25 protein-coding genes are annotated in these 22,629 nt (G+C 42.0%); 13 read left to right on the top strand and 12 right to left on the bottom strand.

The features are described from left to right. The first annotated feature begins 185 nt into the window (after positions 1 to 185). From PV783_RS13600 to PV783_RS13590, 3 genes are all read left to right on the top strand, one after another. The gene (locus PV783_RS13600) at positions 186 to 662 is read left to right on the top strand and encodes a hypothetical protein (protein ID WP_420988364.1); all 477 of its coding nucleotides are present in this window, start codon (positions 186 to 188) and stop codon (positions 660 to 662) included. A 516-nt stretch (positions 663 to 1,178) separates the two neighbouring features. Continuing rightward, the gene (locus PV783_RS13595) at positions 1,179 to 2,063 is read left to right on the top strand and encodes a hypothetical protein (RefSeq protein WP_420988363.1); all 885 of its coding nucleotides are present in this window, start codon (positions 1,179 to 1,181) and stop codon (positions 2,061 to 2,063) included. Positions 2,064 to 2,375: 312 nt separating this feature from the next. Further along, positions 2,376 to 2,678 (top strand): hypothetical protein, encoded by a 303-nt coding sequence (locus PV783_RS13590; RefSeq protein WP_420988362.1) that lies wholly within the window; start codon positions 2,376 to 2,378, stop codon positions 2,676 to 2,678. 79 nt (positions 2,679 to 2,757) lie between these two features. On the opposite strand, the gene PV783_RS13585 is transcribed toward PV783_RS13590, so the two are convergent. Both PV783_RS13585 and PV783_RS13580 read right to left on the bottom strand, forming a co-directional pair. After that, positions 2,758 to 3,105: a hypothetical protein gene (locus PV783_RS13585; protein ID WP_420988361.1), complete on the bottom strand. Its 348-nt coding sequence runs from the start codon at positions 3,103 to 3,105 to the stop codon at positions 2,758 to 2,760. A gap of 87 nt (positions 3,106 to 3,192) precedes the next feature. Next, positions 3,193 to 3,756, bottom strand: a complete 564-nt coding sequence (locus PV783_RS13580; RefSeq protein WP_420988360.1) for a hypothetical protein — start codon at positions 3,754 to 3,756, stop codon at positions 3,193 to 3,195. 449 nt (positions 3,757 to 4,205) lie between these two features. Here PV783_RS13580 and PV783_RS13575 point away from each other — a divergent pair, with 449 nt between their 5' ends. Further along, positions 4,206 to 4,625 (top strand): DUF4262 domain-containing protein, encoded by a 420-nt coding sequence (locus PV783_RS13575; RefSeq protein WP_420988359.1) that lies wholly within the window; start codon positions 4,206 to 4,208, stop codon positions 4,623 to 4,625. A gap of 34 nt (positions 4,626 to 4,659) precedes the next feature. Here the strand turns inward: PV783_RS13575 and PV783_RS13570 are convergent, their stop codons facing one another. Further along, positions 4,660 to 5,448, bottom strand: coding sequence for a hypothetical protein (locus tag PV783_RS13570; RefSeq protein ID WP_420988358.1), 789 nt, complete (start codon positions 5,446 to 5,448; stop codon positions 4,660 to 4,662). Positions 5,449 to 5,759: 311 nt separating this feature from the next. On the opposite strand from PV783_RS13570, the gene PV783_RS13565 reads away from it, so the two are divergent. Then, a complete protein-coding gene (locus tag PV783_RS13565) occupies positions 5,760 to 6,188 on the top strand; it encodes a DUF4262 domain-containing protein (RefSeq protein WP_420988357.1) in 429 nt (142 codons plus the stop codon). Between the two features lie 96 nt (positions 6,189 to 6,284). Further along, on the top strand, positions 6,285 to 6,641 hold the full coding sequence (locus tag PV783_RS13560; protein ID WP_420988356.1) for a hypothetical protein: 357 nt from the start codon (positions 6,285 to 6,287) through the stop codon (positions 6,639 to 6,641). 163 nt (positions 6,642 to 6,804) lie between these two features. Here PV783_RS13560 and PV783_RS13555 read toward each other — a convergent pair whose 3' ends face one another. Continuing rightward, entirely contained in the window at positions 6,805 to 7,059 is a 255-nt protein-coding gene (locus PV783_RS13555; RefSeq protein ID WP_420988355.1) for a hypothetical protein, read from the bottom strand. Positions 7,060 to 8,289: 1,230 nt separating this feature from the next. Here PV783_RS13555 and PV783_RS13550 point away from each other — a divergent pair. Both PV783_RS13550 and PV783_RS13545 read left to right on the top strand, forming a co-directional pair. Continuing rightward, complete coding sequence (locus PV783_RS13550; RefSeq protein ID WP_079468262.1) at positions 8,290 to 9,192, top strand: SDR family NAD(P)-dependent oxidoreductase; 903 nt, start codon at positions 8,290 to 8,292, stop codon at positions 9,190 to 9,192. 14 nt (positions 9,193 to 9,206) lie between these two features. Beyond that, a complete protein-coding gene (locus PV783_RS13545; protein ID WP_235015874.1) occupies positions 9,207 to 10,010 on the top strand; it encodes a helix-turn-helix domain-containing protein in 804 nt (267 codons plus the stop codon). A gap of 419 nt (positions 10,011 to 10,429) precedes the next feature. Here PV783_RS13545 and PV783_RS13540 read toward each other — a convergent pair whose 3' ends face one another. The 3 genes from PV783_RS13540 to PV783_RS13530 form a co-directional block, all read right to left on the bottom strand. After that, positions 10,430 to 10,720: a hypothetical protein gene (locus PV783_RS13540; protein WP_363434792.1), complete on the bottom strand. Its 291-nt coding sequence runs from the start codon at positions 10,718 to 10,720 to the stop codon at positions 10,430 to 10,432. Positions 10,721 to 10,730: 10 nt separating this feature from the next. After that, on the bottom strand, positions 10,731 to 11,180 hold the full coding sequence (locus PV783_RS13535) for an Hsp20/alpha crystallin family protein (RefSeq protein ID WP_420988354.1): 450 nt from the start codon (positions 11,178 to 11,180) through the stop codon (positions 10,731 to 10,733). A 680-nt stretch (positions 11,181 to 11,860) separates the two neighbouring features. Further along, the gene (locus PV783_RS13530; RefSeq protein ID WP_079468265.1) at positions 11,861 to 12,418 is read right to left on the bottom strand and encodes a hypothetical protein; all 558 of its coding nucleotides are present in this window, start codon (positions 12,416 to 12,418) and stop codon (positions 11,861 to 11,863) included. A gap of 126 nt (positions 12,419 to 12,544) precedes the next feature. On the opposite strand from PV783_RS13530, the gene PV783_RS13525 reads away from it, so the two are divergent. Together PV783_RS13525 and PV783_RS13520 are read left to right on the top strand one after the other, a co-directional pair. Beyond that, positions 12,545 to 13,441 (top strand): LysR substrate-binding domain-containing protein, encoded by an 897-nt coding sequence (locus tag PV783_RS13525; protein WP_079468266.1) that lies wholly within the window; start codon positions 12,545 to 12,547, stop codon positions 13,439 to 13,441. Between the two features lie 301 nt (positions 13,442 to 13,742). Further along, complete coding sequence (locus PV783_RS13520) at positions 13,743 to 14,039, top strand: hypothetical protein (RefSeq protein WP_336386212.1); 297 nt, start codon at positions 13,743 to 13,745, stop codon at positions 14,037 to 14,039. A 124-nt stretch (positions 14,040 to 14,163) separates the two neighbouring features. Here PV783_RS13520 and PV783_RS13515 read toward each other — a convergent pair whose 3' ends face one another. The 5 genes from PV783_RS13515 to PV783_RS13495 all read right to left on the bottom strand — a co-directional run bounded on the left by PV783_RS13515 (position 14,164) and on the right by PV783_RS13495 (position 17,339). After that, positions 14,164 to 14,631 (bottom strand): hypothetical protein, encoded by a 468-nt coding sequence (locus tag PV783_RS13515; RefSeq protein ID WP_111578875.1) that lies wholly within the window; start codon positions 14,629 to 14,631, stop codon positions 14,164 to 14,166. A 31-nt stretch (positions 14,632 to 14,662) separates the two neighbouring features. Beyond that, on the bottom strand, positions 14,663 to 15,223 hold the full coding sequence (locus PV783_RS13510) for a YybH family protein (protein ID WP_420988353.1): 561 nt from the start codon (positions 15,221 to 15,223) through the stop codon (positions 14,663 to 14,665). Positions 15,224 to 15,452: 229 nt separating this feature from the next. After that, positions 15,453 to 16,103, bottom strand: a complete 651-nt coding sequence (locus PV783_RS13505) for an HAD family hydrolase (RefSeq protein WP_420988352.1) — start codon at positions 16,101 to 16,103, stop codon at positions 15,453 to 15,455. Further along, on the bottom strand, positions 16,100 to 16,696 hold the full coding sequence (locus tag PV783_RS13500) for a sugar O-acetyltransferase (RefSeq protein WP_420988351.1): 597 nt from the start codon (positions 16,694 to 16,696) through the stop codon (positions 16,100 to 16,102). The genes PV783_RS13505 and PV783_RS13500 overlap by 4 nt, the downstream gene beginning before the upstream one ends. A gap of 58 nt (positions 16,697 to 16,754) precedes the next feature. Then, on the bottom strand, positions 16,755 to 17,339 hold the full coding sequence (locus tag PV783_RS13495; protein ID WP_420988350.1) for a Crp/Fnr family transcriptional regulator: 585 nt from the start codon (positions 17,337 to 17,339) through the stop codon (positions 16,755 to 16,757). Between the two features lie 277 nt (positions 17,340 to 17,616). Here PV783_RS13495 and PV783_RS13490 point away from each other — a divergent pair, with 277 nt between their 5' ends. The 3 genes from PV783_RS13490 (at position 17,617) to PV783_RS13480 (ending at position 22,618) form a co-directional block, all read left to right on the top strand. Then, entirely contained in the window at positions 17,617 to 18,357 is a 741-nt protein-coding gene (locus tag PV783_RS13490; protein WP_420988349.1) for an SDR family oxidoreductase, read from the top strand. Positions 18,358 to 18,384: 27 nt separating this feature from the next. Further along, positions 18,385 to 19,302: a helix-turn-helix domain-containing protein gene (locus tag PV783_RS13485; RefSeq protein ID WP_111578879.1), complete on the top strand. Its 918-nt coding sequence runs from the start codon at positions 18,385 to 18,387 to the stop codon at positions 19,300 to 19,302. Between the two features lie 274 nt (positions 19,303 to 19,576). Further along, complete coding sequence (locus tag PV783_RS13480; protein ID WP_420988348.1) at positions 19,577 to 22,618, top strand: SusC/RagA family TonB-linked outer membrane protein; 3,042 nt, start codon at positions 19,577 to 19,579, stop codon at positions 22,616 to 22,618. The last annotated feature ends 11 nt before the right edge of the window (positions 22,619 to 22,629 follow it).

The raw sequence follows: 22,629 nt of genomic DNA, 5'->3' as shown, positions 1-22,629 counted from the left end.
AAGGTCAAAATAGGAGAGCTTATGCTGAAAATAATCGAAGAAAAAAAGGATGATGTATTCCTATTGAACTCGTTGTAACAGATCAGGGTAATGAGGAAAACGAAAATTGTATTACGAATGCGGAATAAGCGGTGGCGACTGATCCCCGGGTATAACAATAAAACTTCCATCTATCATTCCATTGTATGCTGACAATTCCAGTCAAAGCAATTCTGTTTCAACCAGGTGACAATACCCTTCAGGTTATATCAGAAGAAAGAAAAGTTTTGCTACTTCTGATAGCAGAAAATAAGATTATCATTACAGAAAAGGACTGCCGCAACCCGGTTTGTCATGCTGACATTCTAACCCTTGAAGCTATCGTTTTTAGGGATCAGCAAATGGAAGTTGCGACCTTTCCAAATCGTGAAAGCCTGATATCTATTCCAGCAGAAGCAATGGAACTTTCACCGGGAGGCAATACCATTTGGGTACATTCAGCGAAGGGGGCCACTATTCTTCGGATAAAATCAATGTCGAGAATTAAGGGCACAATACCCATACTTATCTTAGGAACTTTCGACCATTCTAAAGACGGAAATTTCTTTGCCGAAGTCTTTGTAGCTGGGGACATTAAGATTTGCCTGACTGCAGAGGTGGCGGTGCAGCTTGAAGCACCATAAATCCATGCAATATTCATACAAAGCAATATTGGAAAATTGCCGGATACCAGCCTTGAGGAATTAAACGTCCTAATTACGCCAACAGAACGATGACAGATATCCATAATTGAATTGGCGCAAAATCCATAAAATAGTCAAAACCGATAGCTTATCATGTCCGGATGGAGCAAAAGAGGTATTATCGTAGCCCAAATTCCATCGCGATGTCCTGCGCTCCTTCATTGATGGAAATTTAACGGTAACCGACCACCTAATATCAAGGATAATGTATTACCTACACCATCTGTTTTATCAAAATAAAACAGAAAGCGTTTACAGCCCCCATTTTTGTTAGGTGAAGTCAATCCGATTTATCGAAGCAATTAATTGAACATAGCCTAGAACAGAAATGCGAACTATAAAGTATTCCTCTGATCACTACCTAGCTACTCAACAGTTATTAACTAAAAAAGACCATTCTATTACCACCATAACCCTAACCTGCCAATAGTAAATGATTAAACTCAATATCCAAATATGGAAAAAATATTAAAGAATTGCTTTGACACCTTCTTAACAAATTTAATCCCCTTTGAATCAGAGAAGGAACTGGTTTCCTTCCAGATGGGCGCAATTTTCTCTTGCCTGCAACGATCATTCTCTTTTTTGGAACTGTGCGAAGCAGGTTCTTTCGCGCGGGAACTGACAACAATTAGAGGGTACAGCAGCAGGGACTTATTAGCGGTCTGTCCGGAAAAAATTTTTCCCTGGTCTCCTGCTGACGCGATAGCTGAACTTAAAAATGTTCTAAAAGGCAAATTCCCTGGAATAAAAGGTATTTATAACAACAAATGCTGTGTAAAAATTCCATTGGGAAACACTCCTTTCGAAACCGTCCAGATCTTTCCAGCCATATTCAAGGGGTACATGCAGACCACCCTGGGAATGAAACCTTACTATTCCATTTTAAATCCAGAAGGAGTATGGACATATATATCACCTAAAGCCCAACAAGACTATCTGGATGCCATCGATATTCCAAGGGACGGAATGGTTCGAAAAATGATACGACTACTAAAAGCCTGGAAATATTATTACCTGGTACCCATCAATTCCTATTATCTTGAATTGTGTATAGCTAAATATGCCAAATCTCAGGATTACATGATCTATGACATCGATTTCAAAGCGATACTTCAACTGCTCTACGATACTAATTTGGAAAATGTAAAAGATCCCGTAGGTATCAGTGGATATATTAAACCATGTAATTCGGAAATACAAAAGCAAAACATCCTGGTCAAAATTGAAGCCGATCTTTTAAGAGCAACTATAGCGGTAGAGCTCAGGGCGATGGATTTAGCGGAATGCTTAAATCTTTGGAACACCATTTTTTGTAAAAGATTTCCGATAAACTGGTAAAATCCACTGGAAAATATATTAATAAGCTACTCCTCCGGCTTTGTTGTTTTTAATGATGCCGTTAGAAATTAAATTTAGCTCGCCAGAAAGAAGAAAAATATGACCTGCAAAAGCCACCATCGCCCAAAATCGGTCGGGCAGAAAATTATATCTACACTCATAATACCCAATCAACAAACCACATTTACTTAACTGTTCTAAAAAAGGTCTAACCAGGAGTATTTAACGGAGTTTCTGGCATTAAAAAACTAACGAATCGTCCCTTACCGATACGTTTTTATTAACACATTGCATATTATGGTATATTGCAATATGAACTATACATTACTAACAATTAGCAGAAATGAAGCCTCCATTTTAAATTCCTCAGGTAAACGTGTGGGAACAGCATCCTATGTTTACAGAGTTGGTTGGAATATCTTCAAAAAAAACAATGCTTTCGTGGATCGAGTTCCAAAGAAGGCAAATGTCCTTTCAGCTTACATAGATTTTGTAGCCTGCAAAAAGGCAGATAAATCTAAAACTCACCCTTCGCTTTGTCCACCTCTGAAATTGCAGATCGCCCCTGAAACAGAGGAGCAAAAAAAGCGGGAAAAACTCCTCACTGCCTTTTGAAGGCATTTCCATGATGGATTTTCTACCGATGGTAACTTGCGGACAATTATTAAAATTGACCTCATCCAATTTTAAAAAGCTAACACATTGGCATGCCCAATTCCTGTAAAACAGGACCCAGAGATTCCAATTCTACATCATCCAGTGAACCCCTTGCGTCACAATAGGGACAAAGAGAATAATCGCCTTCATACTCCATCTCGCTTATATCAACAGGGAAGTGGCATGAGCGGCATATTAATGGAATCCATTTAAAATTGTAAGCGTAACTGAGCTTGTCACCGAACTGATAAGGCCTTATGCTACTTCTATCAATACAAATTGTAATTTTCTCTGCCCCCCCTTTAGAAGGGAAATAAGTTTTCACCGCCGGATGAAGTTTAAGCCAGGATCGCACCATTTTCTTATAGAATAATAAACCTGCCATATAGATATTCAATTGGAAAAAGCAAAACGTCGTTCAGCAAACTAAAGAACGATCTCCTTATTTAGGATTTGAAACAAAAAAAACATTCTACTTTCGGGTTACAGGAATATTTTCAATCATATAGGTTTTATCGCCTACCTGGCCATAGTCAATGGATAAAATACATCTAAGGTAAAGCGCTTTAATTGACTGCACTTTTTTATCAACCTTATCCAACTGAATAGTGAAAGTCTTTTCCTCCTTTGACACCAGATCCTGCTCCACATAGGTAAAATATTTAAAGGCGCTGGCGCCAAACTTAACGGCTGCAACAGGTTTGAAACCGTCATTTATACCATTGGTGCCAACTGCATCACTATTTGTAAATATCTTATACTTAACACCCTTATCATCTTTTAGTCCCAGCCCTTCGTACCCTCCGATGTTGAAGTGAAGTTTAATTTTCTTTGTATACTGGTTCAAAAATTTCAAATGAATAACGACCCCGCCATTAAAGGGATTCTGAGACGCCTCCACCTGGCTTACCAGTATGGAATCATAAGTGGGGCTGATAATGACAGAAGGTATTTGTTGGCCCAGTAAAGAGTGGTGATCAAAAAATAAAATCACACACATAGCTAACATAGCTCGCCGGTACATAAAATAATGCATGGATAGATAAAGTTTAAAAGTTAAAACAACCGTTGTTTTCCGGTCGTATTAATGAAAGACCGAGGTAGGATTAAAAGGGGGAACTTTTACAAAGGTAATTAATTACCGCCTAACGCTTTAACAATCAATTTAGCTCAACTTATCTATATGAAAACATTTATCATCCGGGCAATAAACACTGAAGGAGGATTAGCCAGTACCTGCTGGGATAGGCCTCATATCTATATTGGTGATTAAGTTGGAGTTAGGTAGGATTAGGGGCAAAACTGGCAATTTAAGCACATTTTTAAAGCGGAAACTTTAACAGCGCCATTACCATTTCAAAAGGCGAGAAAAAGGTGGAAATTTTAGAGCAAATTTACTTTATACTTTTCGTGACACCCTGGTAGAGAAAAAAATCATAATTTTAAATGACGCTTCCATTTTGCCAACCAACCCAAAGATCTAAGATGCGTACAAAGCCCGGCCTATCTATTCGAGATCAGCAATTGCTGACAGAATATGGATGGTATTGCCATTTAGAAAGGGACGAAAAGCCCCATCACTATCCTTATGGTATCAACATTCACACACATGGAATACAGGAGAATTTTAATCACCCCGATTTGCAGATTTGTTTCGATATAAACCTAGAATTGGCACTAAACATCTTTGATAGAATGGTAGAAAATATAAAATCCGGCGCCAAATATGAGCCCGATAAGTCCTACAATGACGTATTGGCTAACGGCTACAATATACTTATCATTACGGCAGCGGAAGGAGTAAGAAGGGTCCTTCGGATAATACTTCCTGACGCCTCTGGCGGCCTGAATAATCCAGATTACGTCCGTCAAATAAGTTTGCAACGACCTCGCCGTAATAAATAACCCAATTTGCCATTACTAACTATTGTCAGCAGGCCTATAACGCTGCAAAGAGAGGAAAAAAGGCTGCCGGCATACTCAGATGCTTTCTTTTCCACCTCATTTCACTACCCGGCACGTTAAGACCTGCCTGTAAATCCATAAAATCCTGAGGTCTATTATGGTCTATTAAATCAATCACTTTCCCAGATTTAGGCTGAAAGTCTGAGCCTGGGGGAAAGCTGTACAACATCATTGAATCACTTTGAAAAAAATAAACATTAACCGTTTGGTGTCTGCGCTCAATAACATAGTAGTGAATCACCTCTGCCAGTAAAGCACAATAGCCATCTCTATTTATTATCGGTGGTGTTCTTTCATTTGGCATGATGCCGATACTGATAGTATCATTTCTGTGAGAAGTGCCTTTTTCAAATGGCAAAATATGCAACAGGGCCTTGAACCTATCGTTTTCTGTTTTTAAGGTATCGCCCTCCAAAAGGCTTTTATCAAATTTTCCGTTTACCAGCAAACCGCTAGAGAATTTGCAACAAAAAATAAGTTCGATAGATTTCATAACCCTATTAGTATCCGCATTTATGAAAGAGTTGGTGAACCGAAAATAATTGTAGGTTAGCAAGGAAACTGCTTTCTGGTTTTCCTTCATATCAAATGGAGGATAGCATAAACCGACAATGACCGTACAACAATGTGTAGCGTCTGTCCAATTGCTGCTATCCCCAAGGATCAGGTGCTGAAATTTATCAATCTTTTGTTGGACACTCCATTGAGCATTCAAGGTAGTAGAACCTGATAGTAAAAGAAAGGCCAGAAAATATTTTTTCATTGCGGGAAGTATTTTGGGTTATATATGCTTGCTTTAGGTTTGGGCCTGCAAATTAAAACAGCCAACACCTAAATAAGTACTAGTAACAATCTAAAAACGGCGCTATAGTTGTTCGTTTACCATAAAAAAGTCTTCATTTCAAACCATGCGAAAAGTTCTTAATGTGACCAGTTTACCCTGTTCATTCAGAATCGCAGAATCATTAAGATCAATAGACCTGAGCTATCCCGTAGGGATAATTTATGAGGACGCTCCGTTATAAAAATTATATTTTTGCATTAAAATTTGCCAACAGATAAATACCGTTCAATATGCAGATCCATCGCAGAAAAACGAAAAAATATCTATCGCAGCAACAATTGCTGTTTAAAAAAAATGGCTGGATACAACATTTGATCTTAAATGAAGACCCTTCTCATTATCCAGCCGGAATAAATATTCATACCCATGGCCTTTCAACCAACTTTAACCACCGCGATATTCAGATATGTTTACCCATAAGACCAGAATTGGCCAGTAGTATTTTGGCTCAAATGGTTGAAAACATAAAAGCGGGGACAAAGTATGAGCCAGGTAATAGTTACGAGGGTGTACTCTCAGGTGGTTATAAAATCGGGATCATTAATTCAGTTGAAAGCGGAAGAGCAGTATTGCGGGTAATCATCCCAGATGAGAACGGGACGCTGGAAGATCCAAGGTATGCCAATCAATTGACATTAATTAGGCCCCCTTTGCCATAACAAGGTGCCGTCCAAACAGTACCCTGCCGCCGGTTCTTATAGAAATATTGGAATTATCCCGCCCCAGTTTGTAAATTTGGTAAAATCAACACTGAAATGGAAAAGGTAATGGATTTTGCGGGTCACCAGATATCTGTGACCTCAGATGAGGAGGAGAATGAACTAGAGGAAGATTCTATTCTTTATGTATGGTGCCCCGACATTGGGCTGGCCGTCCTTGTAGTGGAATTATTTTTAGCTGATGCGGGGCGTAAGGACCTGTGGTATGAGGAAAGTGGAATCACCGGAGGAGATCTGTATTGGGAAATTACCCTGACTGAAAACCGGGAAGGAAACTGGGAAAACTGGTCGCGCAAAAGGGTGCTGGATATTGTGAAAAAGGAGGATAAAAAGCGAAAGGCGGCGGCTGCAGGAAGGCCTATAATCGTGCCACAGTGGAGGAAATCATCCTAAATGGTTCGGGTTTGACCAAAAGAACGATTGCGTTGAGTTTTTTGAAACTTCGATTCGTGAAACCAGTTATTGAAACAGATTAATTTATCTCTTACAATAGGTATAAAATTAAATTCTTACCAGATTAAAATAACCTGTCCGATTAATCTGTGATTTTTACAGGTCAACGATGGGGTTTTTCTCTGAGCTTTGCCTGCATAGTCTTCCAGATTAACTTCTTTTCTGCTGCCCTCAGATCAGAAATATGCTCCTGGACCAGCTCCTTATCATCAAGTCGCTGTAAGATGAGCCGAAGTTCGGGTACAATCTGACAATAGGATTCGATCTCCTCTCCCTCTGCAGCCGTCTGAGATCCACAGTAATATTTTAACAACAGTTCTTGTAATCTATCTTCATCAATAAGCGGCATTTTGCCCATGTTGGTTTTCTTTTATAATATACAACTCTAAAAAGTCTCTTTTAACAACAAAGAGGCAAAATTTATTTTCGCCTGCCCCTTCTTCTGATCAATTTTATTTCGGAAAACCTGATTAGCCTATCCCCATACTTACCAGAACCTGATCGTGGTTTAGACTGTTTTCAGTTCATCTTGTCCCAGACAGGCTTTGTTGGTTATCCCATTTTTCTAAGTACGGGTATCCTTCCCCTGGGCGCATAGATCCCACATAAGGTTTCCAATTCCAGGGTCTTCCAGGTATTCTTTCAACGCTGATTTACTGAGATTAAATGGTTTTGCGACTACTCTGGCTGGTCTGGTTTTGGTTAACGGGGGAAACATTAACATGGGCTTGACTTTTATCTATATAATCATCAAAAAGCCGTTTTAATACATACACCTGAAAATTTATTTTTTGCTTCCGAATTTCTCCCCGGTATCACCTCAAAATCCAGGCTACAAAATGGTTTAAAATAAAGGTTCGAATCCTTTACTGTGGCCAAAAAGCGTTAAATTGCATCAATTCACAGCTCTTTCCATATTCATGAGTAATTCCGTGAGTTTCAATAAAACTTGGAATTATATAAAATTGATAATCAATTACTAGTGGGGCAAATATTCGAATCTTGTCGTCCCGACATAGTAATGTCAAAAGAGATGAAAATAAAAGGATGAAAATCTGCGTATGAGCAATTACGTGAGTACGCAATGGTTGAGCCTGGCATAACAGGCCATCAGCTTGATTCTCAAATGTTTATTCGAATCTTGTCATCCCGACTAAAAACGCCAAACTCGTTCTAAGAGCGATTTTGGCGTTTTTTTATTCACTTGCTAATTTTTGCAATTGGCTCATTGCCAATTACTTTGGGTTCGAATCTGGTTGAGCATTTTAAGCCTCAGTTTTTGTCTTAATCCTATTAGGGATATTCGAATGGAAATTTTCAGCCAATGTTTGTGTATATCAAAAACACAAGATCAATGAGATAGTTATAGTAGCCTCCCTCACAGTATTTTGAGTACTGAATTTCAGAAACATTAAATACAATGCATCTACAGCCAGATCATTTAAATAAAATTCAACTGTAACTGAGTTCGAGTTAAATCACAAGGCTTTGCATGCTATTATGGACTTTTTAGGACAGTAACTTTGGACCTTTCAGGAAAGCCACTTTGCGATTTCATACTGACCTTTGTACAATAAAATTTGCAGCAATGGAAACAACAAAAGCGTATGTAATCACAGGACCAACATCAGGAATAGGCTATGCCACTGCATTGGAACTAGCTAAATATGGTACGGTAATTCTTGTAGGCAGGAACCGCGATAAGCTCGATCAAGTACAAAAAACCATTGAGGAACGTGGACAAAAGGCGTTAAGTGTAGTGTGCGACATATCAGACATTAAAAAAGTAAGAAGCGCAGCAGAACAAATAGTTGCTCTAAAGCTTCCTATAACTGGAATGCTCAACAACGCAGGCATCATGTCATCAAAAGCTGCCAAAAATGTACAAGGCTGGGACATGACCTTTGCCACCAATCATCTCGGTGCTTTCGCATTTACCGAAGCATTATCGCCTCACCTGCCTGATGGGGCAAATGTGGTGTTTATAGCTTCTGCTATTGAAGACCCTGAACGTAAGCCGGCAAAAATCATGGGCATGCGCGGAGGCCGTTACATTTCCATTGAGGCAAGTACTCGTGGTGAATGGAAAGAGGGTGGATCAAAAATGGCAGGCATAGATGCTTATGCCACATCAAAGCAATGCATACTCGCCGCTACAATGGCTCTTGCACGTGAAAGTAAGAGATTGCATTTTAATGCCGTAGAGCCAGGAATAACCCGTGGCACCAGTCTGGGGGGTGAAAGCACAAATTCAGTTGTGCGCTTTATATTTGGCCACCTTATGGCCATTATACCACCTTTCTCCCATTACAGTAGCACACCTGAGAAGTCAGCAAGAGTTATTGCAAGGGTACTGATGGATGAAACGGGCCAGACAGGTATTTATTTTGACGAAAAAGGTAACCCAATGCAAGGTTCAGAGTTGTCGCGTGATCCCAAATTTCAGGATCGTGTTGTTGCAGAAACGAGAGGACTATTGCAGAAAGTATAGTAATTTGAATCATTATGATGAAAGTAACAAATGTGAATCCAGCATATGTCATTGATGAAATTTCATCTCAGCATTTTATTGATGAGCATTATTTCATCTACGTGGTAAAAGGAATAGTGGTGCTTTATGATGGGAGTAAATACCTGGAACTGAGGTCCGGGCAAAGTTGTATTGCCCGCAAAAACAGGTTGGGGCGCTACTATAAGATGAGAGAAGACGGCGAACTGGAGAAGGTAATTCTTACCCTCGATGAGTCCTTCCTTAGAAGGTTTTATAACAAGTATAAAACAACGATAGCAAAATTCGATTCTACTGAAACATGCATTCCTGTGAACAATAGCGAATTACTGGATAGTTATATTGGATCGCTGCATCAAATATATAGCCGTGGGAAGATAAGCGAACCCTTTTCGGAGATAAAACGTGAAGAATTAATATTGATTCTACTACAGAATCAACCGGAACTTGCAGGTTTGCTTTTTGATTTTGGCATCCCAGCCAAAATCAACCTGGAAGAATTTATGGTTCGTAATTATACGTTTAATGTCAACATAGAACGTTTTGCATTTCTTACCGGCAGAAGTATATCTGCGTTCAAACGGGATTTCAGGCACATATTCAATGAAACACCAGGCCGATGGCTGGTACTGAAGCGTCTACAAGAAGCGTACTTCCTCATTGAACAAAAAGGTATGAAACCATCAGATATTTATATAGATCTTGGCTTTGAAACCTTGTCGCATTTTTCATTTTCGTTCAAAAAGCAATTCGGAATGACTCCAACAAATCTATCTGATAAAAGACAAAGATCAGCATGAAATAAAAGTTTGCAGTTCGAAACTTGTCCAGACTGCCTCATTCTGAGTTATGCAGAGTCATGTCAGCTTATGTAGGGTTATGCAGGTTGATGTTTAGTGATGTAATTATATGTTGAATTGTGCTGAGGTCTTGAATAAAAGAGCTCGAAATGTGTCCAGCCGCCCCGACCAACTATATCAAAGCGTGAAGTTCAAAACATTGAATTTCATGCTTTTTTATTTAAAAAAGGGTGCATTTTTCCGCAGGAACTCACTTGTATTTTCACAACCTTTTCGGCGAAAATCAGCTACAGCAGGCCACTTTCATCGGGATTTGATTTACAAGTAAAGCTCCTTTCCAGATTGTTTAGCCACCAGACGATGTAATAAAAAAGCTGCCTTATACAGACAGCTTCATTCATTTTTTTGTCGCCCGGTTCTTAAGAGTTAAGATTAAGCATCTTGAATGTTTCCTTCATAATCGTCTTCATATTCTCCGATACTTCACACAGGGTACAGCCCAGGGTTTGTATTACGGTGGCAATGCCTTCCTCCTGAGCTACAAGATCCATCCGCAGCATAGCAGTACCGGTAAGAGCTGGCATTCCCTGCAACCGGGCGAACATTTCGCAGGCGGTTTCTTTATCAGTACCAATAAAGAACCTGCCTGTTTCAATATAACCTTCCGGCACACGCATATTCATGATGATTTCATAGCTGGCTGAGGTCATATGAATATTTTTACGCTACCTGGATAGTACGTGGTCCTTTTTGTTTTGCTTCTTCTTTTTTCGGAATAGTAAGATGCAGCAAGCCATTCTCGTAGCGGGCGTTTATCTTGTCTTCGTCCACCACGTCTTTTGCCAGCTCAAAACTGCGCTGGAAAGACTGGTAGCTGAACTCCCGCCTGGTATAATTCTGTTCTTTCTTTTCCTCCTGCTGCTGTTTTGCAGAAGAAATGGTGAGCAGGTTACCATCCAGTGTAATGCTGAAGTCTCCCTTTTCCATGCCGGGAGCGGCTACTTCCACTTCAAAAGCGTCCGTGGTTTCCTTAATATTCACGGCCGGTACAGTGGTACTGGTAGATGAGAAGTTATTGTTTCCCCAGTTGAAAAGTTCGCGGCCAAAAAAGTCGTCGAACAGCGAAGGGAATGCAGGAAATGTGTTCCCGTTTCTTTTGATCAGTGACATAATTAACCTCCTTTTAAATAAGTGAACAATAAATTGTTTTTAAATATCGGTTGGCCAACCTTTCGCCTTTGTTTCCGCAACCAGAATGCCAAGGCGGTCCGGGACTGATCTTTTTTCAGTAATCCTGTCATTTTTTCCCGGGAGCGAAATTTTTGTCAGTAGGGAAGTGTATAGCAATGTTGTGAGCCTGTCTTCGTAAAACCCTTCAAGAGGAATTTTTCAGATGATAGCCACTACATCTAATAGTCTTACCAACGTCATCGAATTTAACGAGGCCAGCACACCATAGCACTTTGACCTGAAGCCATTGTTATCGGACATCACACGATTATATGCCATGATGGGCTATAAAAAGAAAATAATCATCAGCCTGTTAAACGATCATGTCATCATCATTTTTTTTCGAGAATACAGTTGGTTGAACAGTCGCCCTGACAGAAAGCATTTCAAGTAATGAAATTCCAAAATTCATATTGATTTTACCAGCTTATTTTAACACAAAACGTGCAGGAACTACCTGGTGAACCAGATGCTTTTCGGCGCAAATCCGCACCTGATTGGATGCCCAGTCGATCTGTCATCCCATTTCTGCTTTTCATACTGGCTTCTGACCCTGGAATCTCTTAGGCGATGCCTGCCCGTGCATAATGAGAAATGCACCTGCTCCCATTATACTGAAATTAAAAAGGCAAATTATACTTTCCGAACAAGGCTTTATTCTCAATGCTCTTTGCAAAGTTGGGTGTTTCTTCACGATTATGCGCGTCTGAGGCTTCCTGTCTGGCTTTAGCTGCCTGGGCAAGACTAATTCCATGCTCGCTGATGAACTTTTGGAATTCCGGGGTAGCAGTTGCATGAATACTGTTTGTATATCGGGTAGTCTTTTCATCTATACGCTCAGCCTTTAGCTCCCACAGGACCTGTACTTTGGATCGGCCACTGGCTGTGAGTGTGTCCGAAATGGACAACATACGACAATAGTCCGGACGATGGACTGTTGCTACGTAATGTTGAATAACCAGGGCATCGCCAATGGTTTCAACATTGATAGACATGGGCTCTCCATCATAGGTAGTTGTATTGCCCGCTGCGATATGGTGTGCGGAGCAGCGCTGGTATTCGGCGTCCGGCAGGTTAAGGAGCCAGTCAGCAATATTTACCTTTTCAAAGGGCGCATTGATAATTGCGCTTACAGTTGATGCAGACAAAGCATTTTCATTCGTTTGTTTGATTTCCATGATTTTTTGTTTTTGTTGAAACAAAGCTTGCAAATATTTCTAAATCGTAAAAACTCATTTTTTCGATTTAATACATCGATATTTTCGATTTATAAAATATAGATTTGCAGTAAAAATGATAATGAAATGGAATTACGACAATTGAAATATTTTATCCACGCTGCTGAACAACTCAACTTTACCAACGCTGCCGCTGAACTATACATCACCCAAAGCACGCTTTCGCAACAGATCAAGCAATTGGAAGATGACCTTTGCGTTCCCCTGTTCGACAGACTGGGTAAACGTGTCAGGCTTACGGACGCTGGTAATCAGTTCCTCTCACACGCCCGCAAGACGCTCAGGGAGGCTGATGAAGGGAGGCAGGTTTTACAAGATCTTATTGGCTTGAAGACCGGCAATCTCACTGTTGGGGCGACATATGGTCTCACAGCGGTATTGGTGGAGGCCATCGCGGCATTCAATGATCGTTACCCAGGCATTAGTATTCAAATAATTTTCGGCTCAACTGAATATTTGCTTGAATGTGTTTATAAGGCCAAAATTGACTGCATGCTCTCCTTCATGCCTGTGCAACCCAGCGACAGCTTAGACATAAAACCATTGTTTACTGCTACACTTTCCCTGGTTGTTCACCGATCGAACGAAATGACTAAACGTAGAAAAGTGGCTTTGCAACAATTAACCAGGCTACAATTGGCGCTACCGGCGAAGAGTTATAGCGTACGAAATTATCTTGACGAGGCTCTTGCAAATGAGGGTATAAAGTTGCCAGGTGCGATTGAGGTTAATGATATTAATGCGTTGCTGCAACTGGCGGATACCGGGAGGTGGTGCACTGTGCTAATGAGTAGTTCCCTATTTAATTTTCCATCATTAAAGGCAATACCACTTGAAGGAACAGGCATGCAAAGGCAGGCGACCATAACTCTGCCGTTGGGCGTTTACCAGAAAAAATCGTTAGTCGCTTTTCGCGAAATTATTTCAAAAAAACAGGGAAATAAAAGGGGGCCAGGTGATTGATTGAAGAGTGTCTTAACCGGGGGCGAGGGGTTATCTGTCTTTATGCCATTGTCCTTTAATATTTATATGCGCTTTTCGTTAGCCGGATTTAATTTTACACATTTCTTATAAAAACAGATCATGAGTAGTATGGTCTATAATGATACAAATTGGCAACAATATGATACAAATTGATGAAGGGATTAAATAAAGTCTCATTAACTTTTGAGAAGTTTAATCACATTAACCTTCTAAAAGTTATCTTATGACCCAAAAGACGCTACTTGTGACTGCAGCCATCATTCTTAGCTGCAGTTTTACTATGAAAGCAACTTCCGCGTTCAAACAGACTGATTCCATACCTGGCCTGCACACGCCGGCTTTCGCCTGGAATTTCATCTATGCCTTCGGCAATGGTCCTGTGCCTGGCTTAAGCTGGTCAGGAAATTATTTATATGTCTCTTCCGGAAGTTACGTGGTGTATTCCGCAAACGGATACGGATTCCTTACACCATCTACCCCGGTTTATTGTAATGCTGCAGACAATGCAAACACCTATGTAGAGGTTTCTGTAACAGGCAGTGGCAGCCCTTCATACTATGATTTCCAGGAGTACTGATTAAAAAAGAACAGCGCTTTGAAAAAGGTGCTGTTCTTTTTATTCCGGTAATTTTATCAGCGAAAGTGCCTTCTTTCCGTATCCATATATGCCAGTGCGGCAGATCTTTTATTTTCAGAATCCATTAATTGAATTTGTAGACGCTCAGAAAAATAATGATCAGAATAATGCAAAGCTGCACAATATGGAATGTTCGTAATTTGTCCTTTAAATTCAGCACCCGGACGATCAAATCATGGGCATTTGAGTCAATCGCTTTTCTGAGTTTTATACCGAGGCGTGCGCCGTAGAAAATATTGTTGCCGATCAAAAGAAGAACAAAGACAATTTTGATCCTGAACCACAATTGTTGGGCCATCAATCCATGAGTAAAGAGGATCATGCCTACACCCGTGACTACGAGCAGCCCCGCGCCAATTCTAATCAATATTGGAAATTTGGCAGTAGCCGTCAATATCCCTATTGCCCGTTCATTTTGACGGCCAAATAGTCGCCAAAATGTCTGGTAGTTAATAAAATCGATCAGCGTAGTACCCACCATCAGGATGAGCGCTATTAAATGCACCATAAGTAAAAAGTGAAATATTGACATCTCCCGGATTTTTACGATGAATGATAATTATTTAAGGTTGGAGGTCCAGTATTGCTTTACCACTGAAAAGGTCGGCAGGCACCGAAACGTGCTCGTGCGAAATCAGCCATACGCCGTCAATTTTACGGAAGCCAAAAGTCAGGCGTTCCCAACGATCGACCTTCTGTCCATTCGGCATCGTTGTCTGTAGACGTAGGAGCTGGTGGCTGAATGCGACGTCAGTTCCCGTAACAATGCTCAGGTCGCGTGTCTCAAAATCAATAGGGTGCTGAAAAAAAGCGAATACTTGTTCCCAAACATTTCTATACGTAGCCGTTCCCACCTGCTGCAGCGGGGGCACAATGTCGAACGCTACGAAATCCGGAGCGTAAAGAGACATCATCAGATTCAAGTCTCTAGTACGAAATGCCTTAACAAAATTGTCGATTTGTTGCCGAACCTGGGCTTCATCATTTGTTTTGTTTTTCCCGGTTGTCATTATTGCCTCCTTTTTTGATTTGTTTACAATTTGCGGTGTCTGAGCATAGATTATCCCCGGAAGTATAACACCGCAGAGGATCATCAATCGAAAAATTGCTTTCCTTTTGTGCATGGTGAAAAATTTGTTTCACTATAATAATGACCGGGAAAGCGAAAATTGGACAGCGGCGGGGATTTTTTTTTGCCATGGAATCAAATAATTCAAATTATCCCCAATTCTGGGATTCTTAGAGAGGCTAACGTCTAAAAAAAAATAATTGGCTGTCAAATTTCTATACTTGTAAGCCGTCTTAAATTCCTTAAAGTAAGTTCGAAATTTGTTATTGTTGTTGAAGGAGTATTTACTTTTCTATATTATCAATTAACCAGTTGCTGAAAGCCTGAATGTTTAAGAATAACGCATCAGGAATCATTGATTCTAAAATTTCAGCATTAGCAGTGCTTGCCCAGGCAGCAGCAACAACGGAAATACCAGCGGTTCTGCTGGCAGTTATGTCGCTGGGAGCATCCCCTACATAGATAACTTCTCTTTTATCAATTTCCGGCCATGCTTTCAATACGGCCTGAATGCCCTGAACTTTCCGTGGCCCCAGTGGAGAGCCTGTTTCTATCATAGAAAAGTAGTCAGCCAGAGAAAAGTATTTTAAGGATATAGCTGTGCTGTGTTCTCCTTTTCCGGTTACCATAGCAACAGGTACATTTTTCTGTTTCAACATTTGCAGAATTTCCGGCATCCCCTCAAACGGCGCCGGGCACATACTATGCAATTCAGCATAAAGGTGCAGATAGGAGGAAACCCCTTCATTGTAATGACCAGGTACAAGTGCCATAATTGTACCTTCCTCCGAAGGGCCAAAAGTAGCTACAATTTCTTCATCAGAAAGTGTACGCTGCAGTAATGGTTGTACAGATTCTTTGAAAGCCCGAATACAGAGAGGTAACGTGTTGGCTAATGTGCCATCCAGGTCAAAAATAACGGCTTTTATCTTCATTTATTATCGATTGAACGCACTACCCTGCATGGATTCCCAAAAGCAACGCTATTTTCAGGTATTGATTTCGTTACAATGCTACCAGCGCCTATTACCGAGTTTCTTCCTATAGTAACGCCGGGGAGTATAATCACTCCGCCACCAATCCATACATTGTCCTCTATTTTAACTGGCAATGCATAAGTCCGGAAATAAGGTGTTTCTTCGTTCGCTATCCATCCTTCCACCAACCTCTCCTGCATTTCTACCGGATGCGCGGCGGTGTATATCTGCACATTGGAAGCGATCAGCACATTATTGCCGATCTCAATTCTGTTACAGTCTACAAAAGTGCAATTGATATTGATAATGACATTACTGCCCAGCGAAATGTGTTTACCATAATCACAGTAGAACGGCGTGTCAATATTTACATTATTTCCAACACGATTAAACAACTCCGATAAGATTATTTTCCTGTTTGAAACATCATCACTGGCGGTAGTATTATATTCCCTGGTAAGACGCCTGGCGCGATGTATAAGTGCCTGAATTTCTTGATCAGCAGTGTTAAACTGTTGCCCGTCAAGGCACTTTTCTATTTCGGACTTCATGCTATGCTATTTGTAAATCAAAGATAATGTCCTGTTAACAGAAAAATTTTCATCTATCTTAAAATCGGTTCTCTGCCCTCAGTGCGCTTAAGTATTGTTGCGTAATACCAAGGTAAGAAGCAATATGGCCTAAGTTTACGCGATTCAGAAGCTGAGGATTCTCTTTACAGAACTTATCATAACGTTCACCTGCTGTAAGCATTAGTCTATCCAGTCGCAGGGTCTGCATTTTTAACAATACTTCCTGATGTGCTACGCGGGACCAGTTTGCCAGATCTATATCAATTGTATATAGTTTATCCAGGTTCTCAATACTAATTATATATATCAGGGCATCTTCCAAAACTTCTATAAATTCATATGCGGGCTCTTTATGGTATAATGAGGTAGAGGAAAAAGTCATATCACCTTCACAGCTAAACCAGTTGGTTATCTCCTTTTCATTTGCTGAAAAATAGGTGCGTGTACATCCTTGTTCTATAAAATACACGTAATGGTCTTTTATACCCGGCCTGACAAGCAAGTGACCTTTGGGATACCTGCCTGCCACCAAACATTCCGCTAAAAGAGCTATTGAGGCATCAGAAACCGGGTAATAACGCCTGATGCCGGATACTATATTACTTATTTTGTCTATTTTCAATTTTACGGGTTTATTTACAAATTTAAGTCACTGAACTTAATGTCTTTTTATTACCCTGAAAATACCTGCCGGAATATCCCTTCCTGCAGCGCTTTCGGTCAGATTGAGGTAATTACGGGGAATTGTATCCTTATTTATCTCCGTGAGGAGAACTTTTCCCGCTCTGCGAACATTTTTTGCTATCCCCAATTACCAACCTGGCTACAGCATTTACCAATGCGGCTATTCACGACTGAGCAAAATACAGCAGTTTTGTGGTTCAATAAATATCAGCATCATGAGTAATCTGATCGAAGGTAAAGTAGTCGCTATTTCCGGAGCAGGCAGTGGCATTGGAAAAGCAATCGCCATTAATTTGTCAAAGCTGGGCGCCAGGGTTGTTCTCGGAGGTCGCCGGAAGGAATTACTGGAAGCCGTAGCCAAAGAAATTAATCAAACAGGAGGTGAAGCGATAGCGGTAATGATGGATGTAAGACATCAGGCTGATGCCGGACAATTGGTAGCAGCCGCTATGACAAAGTATGGCCGGCTGGATGTGCTTGTGAATAATGCAGGCGTGGCTCAGCTAAGCCGTATAGATGAACTGGATATAGCAGGTTGGGAAGATATGATTGACATCAACCTGAAAGGAGTACTATATTGCATGGCCGCGGCGATACCTGTTTTCAGGCAGCAGCAATCCGGGCATATTGTTAACATCATTTCCACTTCAGGAATAAAGATTGTACCCATGCAGGGTGTATATGCCGCAACAAAGAATGCTGTACGAACCCTTACAGAAGCCTTCCGCCAGGAATCTGACGGCACTATCCGGATCACAGGCATTTCGCCGGGCGTTGTAAAAACTGATTTCTCCCACAACATGAAAAATCCACAGATGCGGGAAGCCATTGCTTCTTCAATGGAACAGCTGGCCATTAGTCCGGATGCGGTTGCCGGGGCTGTGGCGTATGCTATTAGCCAGCCTGCAGATGTTGAAGTGGGCGATATTGTTATTCGTCCTGCCCGCCAGAATTAGTATCTTCGTTTATACAACATTCATAGTATGAATCTATCAACGCCAGACATCTGTATAATCAGCAGCATCTCGGAACTGATGCGTGATCTGGGGCAACCGGAGCCCTTACACCCGCTGATTGGCCTGATCGATTATAACCAGGTACAGCCGGGCAATATGGAAAAGGGAAAGAAGATCTGCCTTGATCTGTATAAAATCTCCTTTAAAACGGCTTTCAGCGGACAAGTGAAATATGGCCAGGGATATTATGATTTTGAAGAAGGAGGTCTGGCGTTTATAAAACCCCGGCAAATTGTTTTTTCGCCGGATGATATATCAAGCTATGAGGGATATGCCCTGTTTTTTCATCCTGACTTTATCAGGGGCTATCCGCTCAATAATTTCATCGACAATTATGGTTTCTTTTCCTATTCCACCTCGGAAGCGCTATTCCTGTCGCACAAGGAAAAAAGCATAATCAGTAATTTATTTGCAACCATCGCTGCGGAATTGGAAAATAACATCGATGCTTTCAGCCAGGCTATCCTCGTTTCGCAAATAGAGCAACTGCTGAATTACAGCAACCGGTTTTACAACCGTCAGTTTATTACCCGCAAAAGCATTAACAACGAAATAGTAACCTCCCTGGATAATTTACTGAGCCAGTATTTCAGTGAAAATAAAGGACTGAAAAACGGGCTTCCTTCCGTGCAGTATGTTTGCGGGCGGTTGCAGTTATCCATGCGCTACCTCAGCGACCTGTTAGGCTCGATTGCCGGGATGACCACACAACAGTACATTCAGCACAAGGTGATCGAACACTCAAAAGACCTGTTAACCACTACCTCACTATCTGTAGCAGAGATAGCTTACCAGTTAGGATTTGAACATCCACAATCCTTCAACAAGCTTTTTAAATCCAAAACAAGCCATTCACCTCTTGAATACAGGCAATCATTCAATTGAGTGCCCGTTTTGCATTCTTCCATCCCGCCGGTAGTGAATATCTAAAATTAGTGTCAAAATAACGCTTATAACAAAAGCTACTCCCCTTCTTATTCATATTATTGTCGATATGACATTTAACATGCGTGTATATTAATACACGTAACGGTTTTTGGGATAAAATACGTTTACAATCGGTTAATTATTCTGAATCCATATTTACGGCTTACACCTACTTTTATTCTGCTAACTATTCTATGGGGGCCTTCAACCTGTCAACCAAACGTTCAATCAAATGGCACTATCAGCAAAATCAGCAGTATCAGGATGCTTCGTACCACTATGTGTGGTATGTTTTCTCGCTCTCTTCTCCTTTTCTGCGTCTGCGCAGAAGAAAGCGATTACAGGCACTGTCGCCGATTCATCCGGCACGCCTGTTATTGGCGCCACCGTCAGGGAAAAAGGTGGCAAGGCCGTAACCACCTGCGGCGCCGACGGCACTTTTAAATTAACCGTGGACGAAAAAAATTCGCTGGTCATTTCCAGTATCGGGTTCCTCAATACGGAAGTACCGGTAGGCAGCAAAACAACGTTCGCCATTACTTTAACCAGCAACACCTCCGCGCTGAATGCAGTGGTAGTAACGGCATTGGGCGTAAAACGGGAAAAGCGCAACCTTACCTTCAGCTCCCAGCAACTGAACGGCGAGGAACTGTTAAAAACGAAGGAACCCAACCTGGTGAATACACTGGCCGGCAAGGTACCAGGCATACAGATCACCAGTTCCTCCGGCAACGCAGGGGCCTCCTCCCGCATCGTTATCAGGGGCAACTCTTCTCCAACCGGGGAAAACCAGGCGTTGTTTGTAATTGACGGCGTGCCGGTGGATAACAGTGAAACCGGCAATATCGGCGGCGGGGCGGCGGGCTCCGGCGTAAACCGTATTGCAGATATTGATCCTGCTATTATTGAAAATGTGAACATCCTGAAAGGCGCCGCCGCTACTGCGTTGTACGGTTCTTCCGGCGCCCGCGGCGTGGTACTCATTACCACCAAAAACGGCGGTGTGGATAAAAAGCCGGTGTTCAATTTTTCGTCAGACGCTTCGTTTGAGCATCCGCTGTTGCCGGAACGCCAAAATATTTACGGACAGGGTACCACCGGTATCTTTTATAACGGTGAGGATGCCGACAGGAAAACAAGCCTTTCCTGGGGCCCACGCATGGATACCCTCAAAGTAAACGGTCAACCGGCTCCTACCTACGACCCGTACGATTTTTTCCGTACCGGTATTACTACCAACAATACTATTTCTGCCTCCGGCAGTAACAATAATTCCAACTACTTTCTCAGCTACTCCTATTTCAACCAGAAAGGCGTAATGCCGGGAAATGACTTTAAGCGGCATTCCTTTTTTGCCAAGTACAATTCCAAGATAGGCAAGTATGTAAACACTACTTTCCAGATGGGATACAACAACTCAAAACAGGACAGGCTCCCGGAAGGCGCCAGCAACGGGCCTTTGTTTGTACTGCTGCTGCAGCCGGTATCGTGGAATCCTTACCCGGTACTCATGCCGGACGGCACCCAGCGCGGCTACCGCTATTCCAGGAATATGCCCCTGTGGACGCTCGACAATATCAGCAACGATTCAAAAGTTAACAGGTTTCTCCCGGTATTTACGGCCAACATCACTCCTACCAGCTGGCTTACAATTACAGAAAGACTGGGTGCGGATATTTACACGGAGTCCGATAAGTACATAGAACATCCAAGTCCGCAGATCGGGCTCACAGGACAGATCAGGAACCAGAACATCAACTTCCGGCAATTCAATAATGACCTGATCATCAACGCCACAAAAACATTTGGCAAATTCAATGTGAACCTGCTGCTCGGCAATAATATCTATACTACTTACATCCAGTATATGAATATTAATGGCACCGGGTTAAACATCAACGATTTTAACAACTTATCATCCGGCAGCACCATCACCGGTACTGAAAGTTATACCCAGACCAGGAAAGTAGGCTTCTACTCACAGGCTAATATTGAGTACAACCGCTTCCTTAACCTGTCTTTAACCGGCAGGTACGACGGCAGTTCCGTGCTCAATCCCGATAAAAACTTCTACCCTTACGGATCTGCTGCCGCCAGCTTTATCTTCTCCGAATTCCTGGGGCCGAAGGCTTCCAATATCATAAACTTCGGAAAGGTGCGGCTGAGTTATGCTACAGTAGGTAACGACGGCGTAGGGGCGTACGCGTTATCTACTCCTTATGTACAGGCAGGCAGGAACACGAATGCCGGTTTTTTCCAGTTCCCGTTCCAGGGGCAGCAGGGATTTTTACTGACAACCGCGTTGGGTAACCCCACACTCATCAATGAACGGCTCAATGAATATGAAGCAGGACTTGAAATGCGTTTCCTGAACGACAGGATTAACTTTGAAGGATCTTATTTTAGCCGCCGCTCCAAGAATGGACTCATACCAGGTTCACAAATCACCAATGCCACCGGCTACAGCAATACCACTTTTAACTCAGCAGAAATATCCAACAAAGGGATAGAGCTGCTGCTGGGCGCTACTCCGGTGAAGACAAAAGATTTCAGCTGGAATATTACCCTGAACTTTTCGAAGATCAAAAACGAAGTGCTTACCCTGGGACCTGACATTGACCAGCTGGGACGCCTGATCAAAGGACAACCTTATAACGTGTTCTTTGGCAACCGTTATAAGCGCGCCGGCAACGGAGAGCTGCTCATCGACGCCGGTGGCTTACCGGTAGTAGATCCGCAACAGGGCATTGTAGGCGATATTAACCCTGATTGGCTGGCCGGTATGGATAACAGCTTCCGCTATAAACAGTTCAGCCTTTCCTTTTTCTTCGACATGAAAAAAGGCGGCGATGTGCAAAATGATGTAGAGTCAGCCGGTTTCTACTACGGCACTGCGAAGGTAACTGCTACCCGTGGTAGCATGGTGGTGAAAGGCATCAGCGAAGTGGATGGAAAGCCTAACACTGTGGCAGTAGACGCGCAAACTTACTACCAGACCAGGCAATACGAATCTACCATCCAGGATGGTACTTATATCAAGCTGCGGAATGTAAGTCTCTCGTACCTCCTGCCGGCTTCCTTCCTGGCTAAAACACCATTCAAATCTGCTTCGCTGGCGGTATCCGGCAGAAATCTCTGGATCTACAGTCCGCATTTTACCGGTGCTGATCCGGAAGTAAGTTCCTATGGCACGGGCAACAGCTCACAGGGCATCTATGCGTTTTCCACGCCTACAGCACGCTCTATCAACTTTTCACTGAAATTCAGTTTTTAGTATGCCAGCAC

The sequence above is a fragment of the Chitinophaga sp. CC14 genome (assembly GCF_048957795.1).
In the GTDB taxonomy this organism is placed as follows: Bacteria; Bacteroidota; Bacteroidia; order Chitinophagales; family Chitinophagaceae; genus Chitinophaga; species Chitinophaga ginsengisegetis.
Note: the sequence above shows the minus strand (reverse complement) of the source record. Positions and strands in the feature narration are given on the sequence as shown.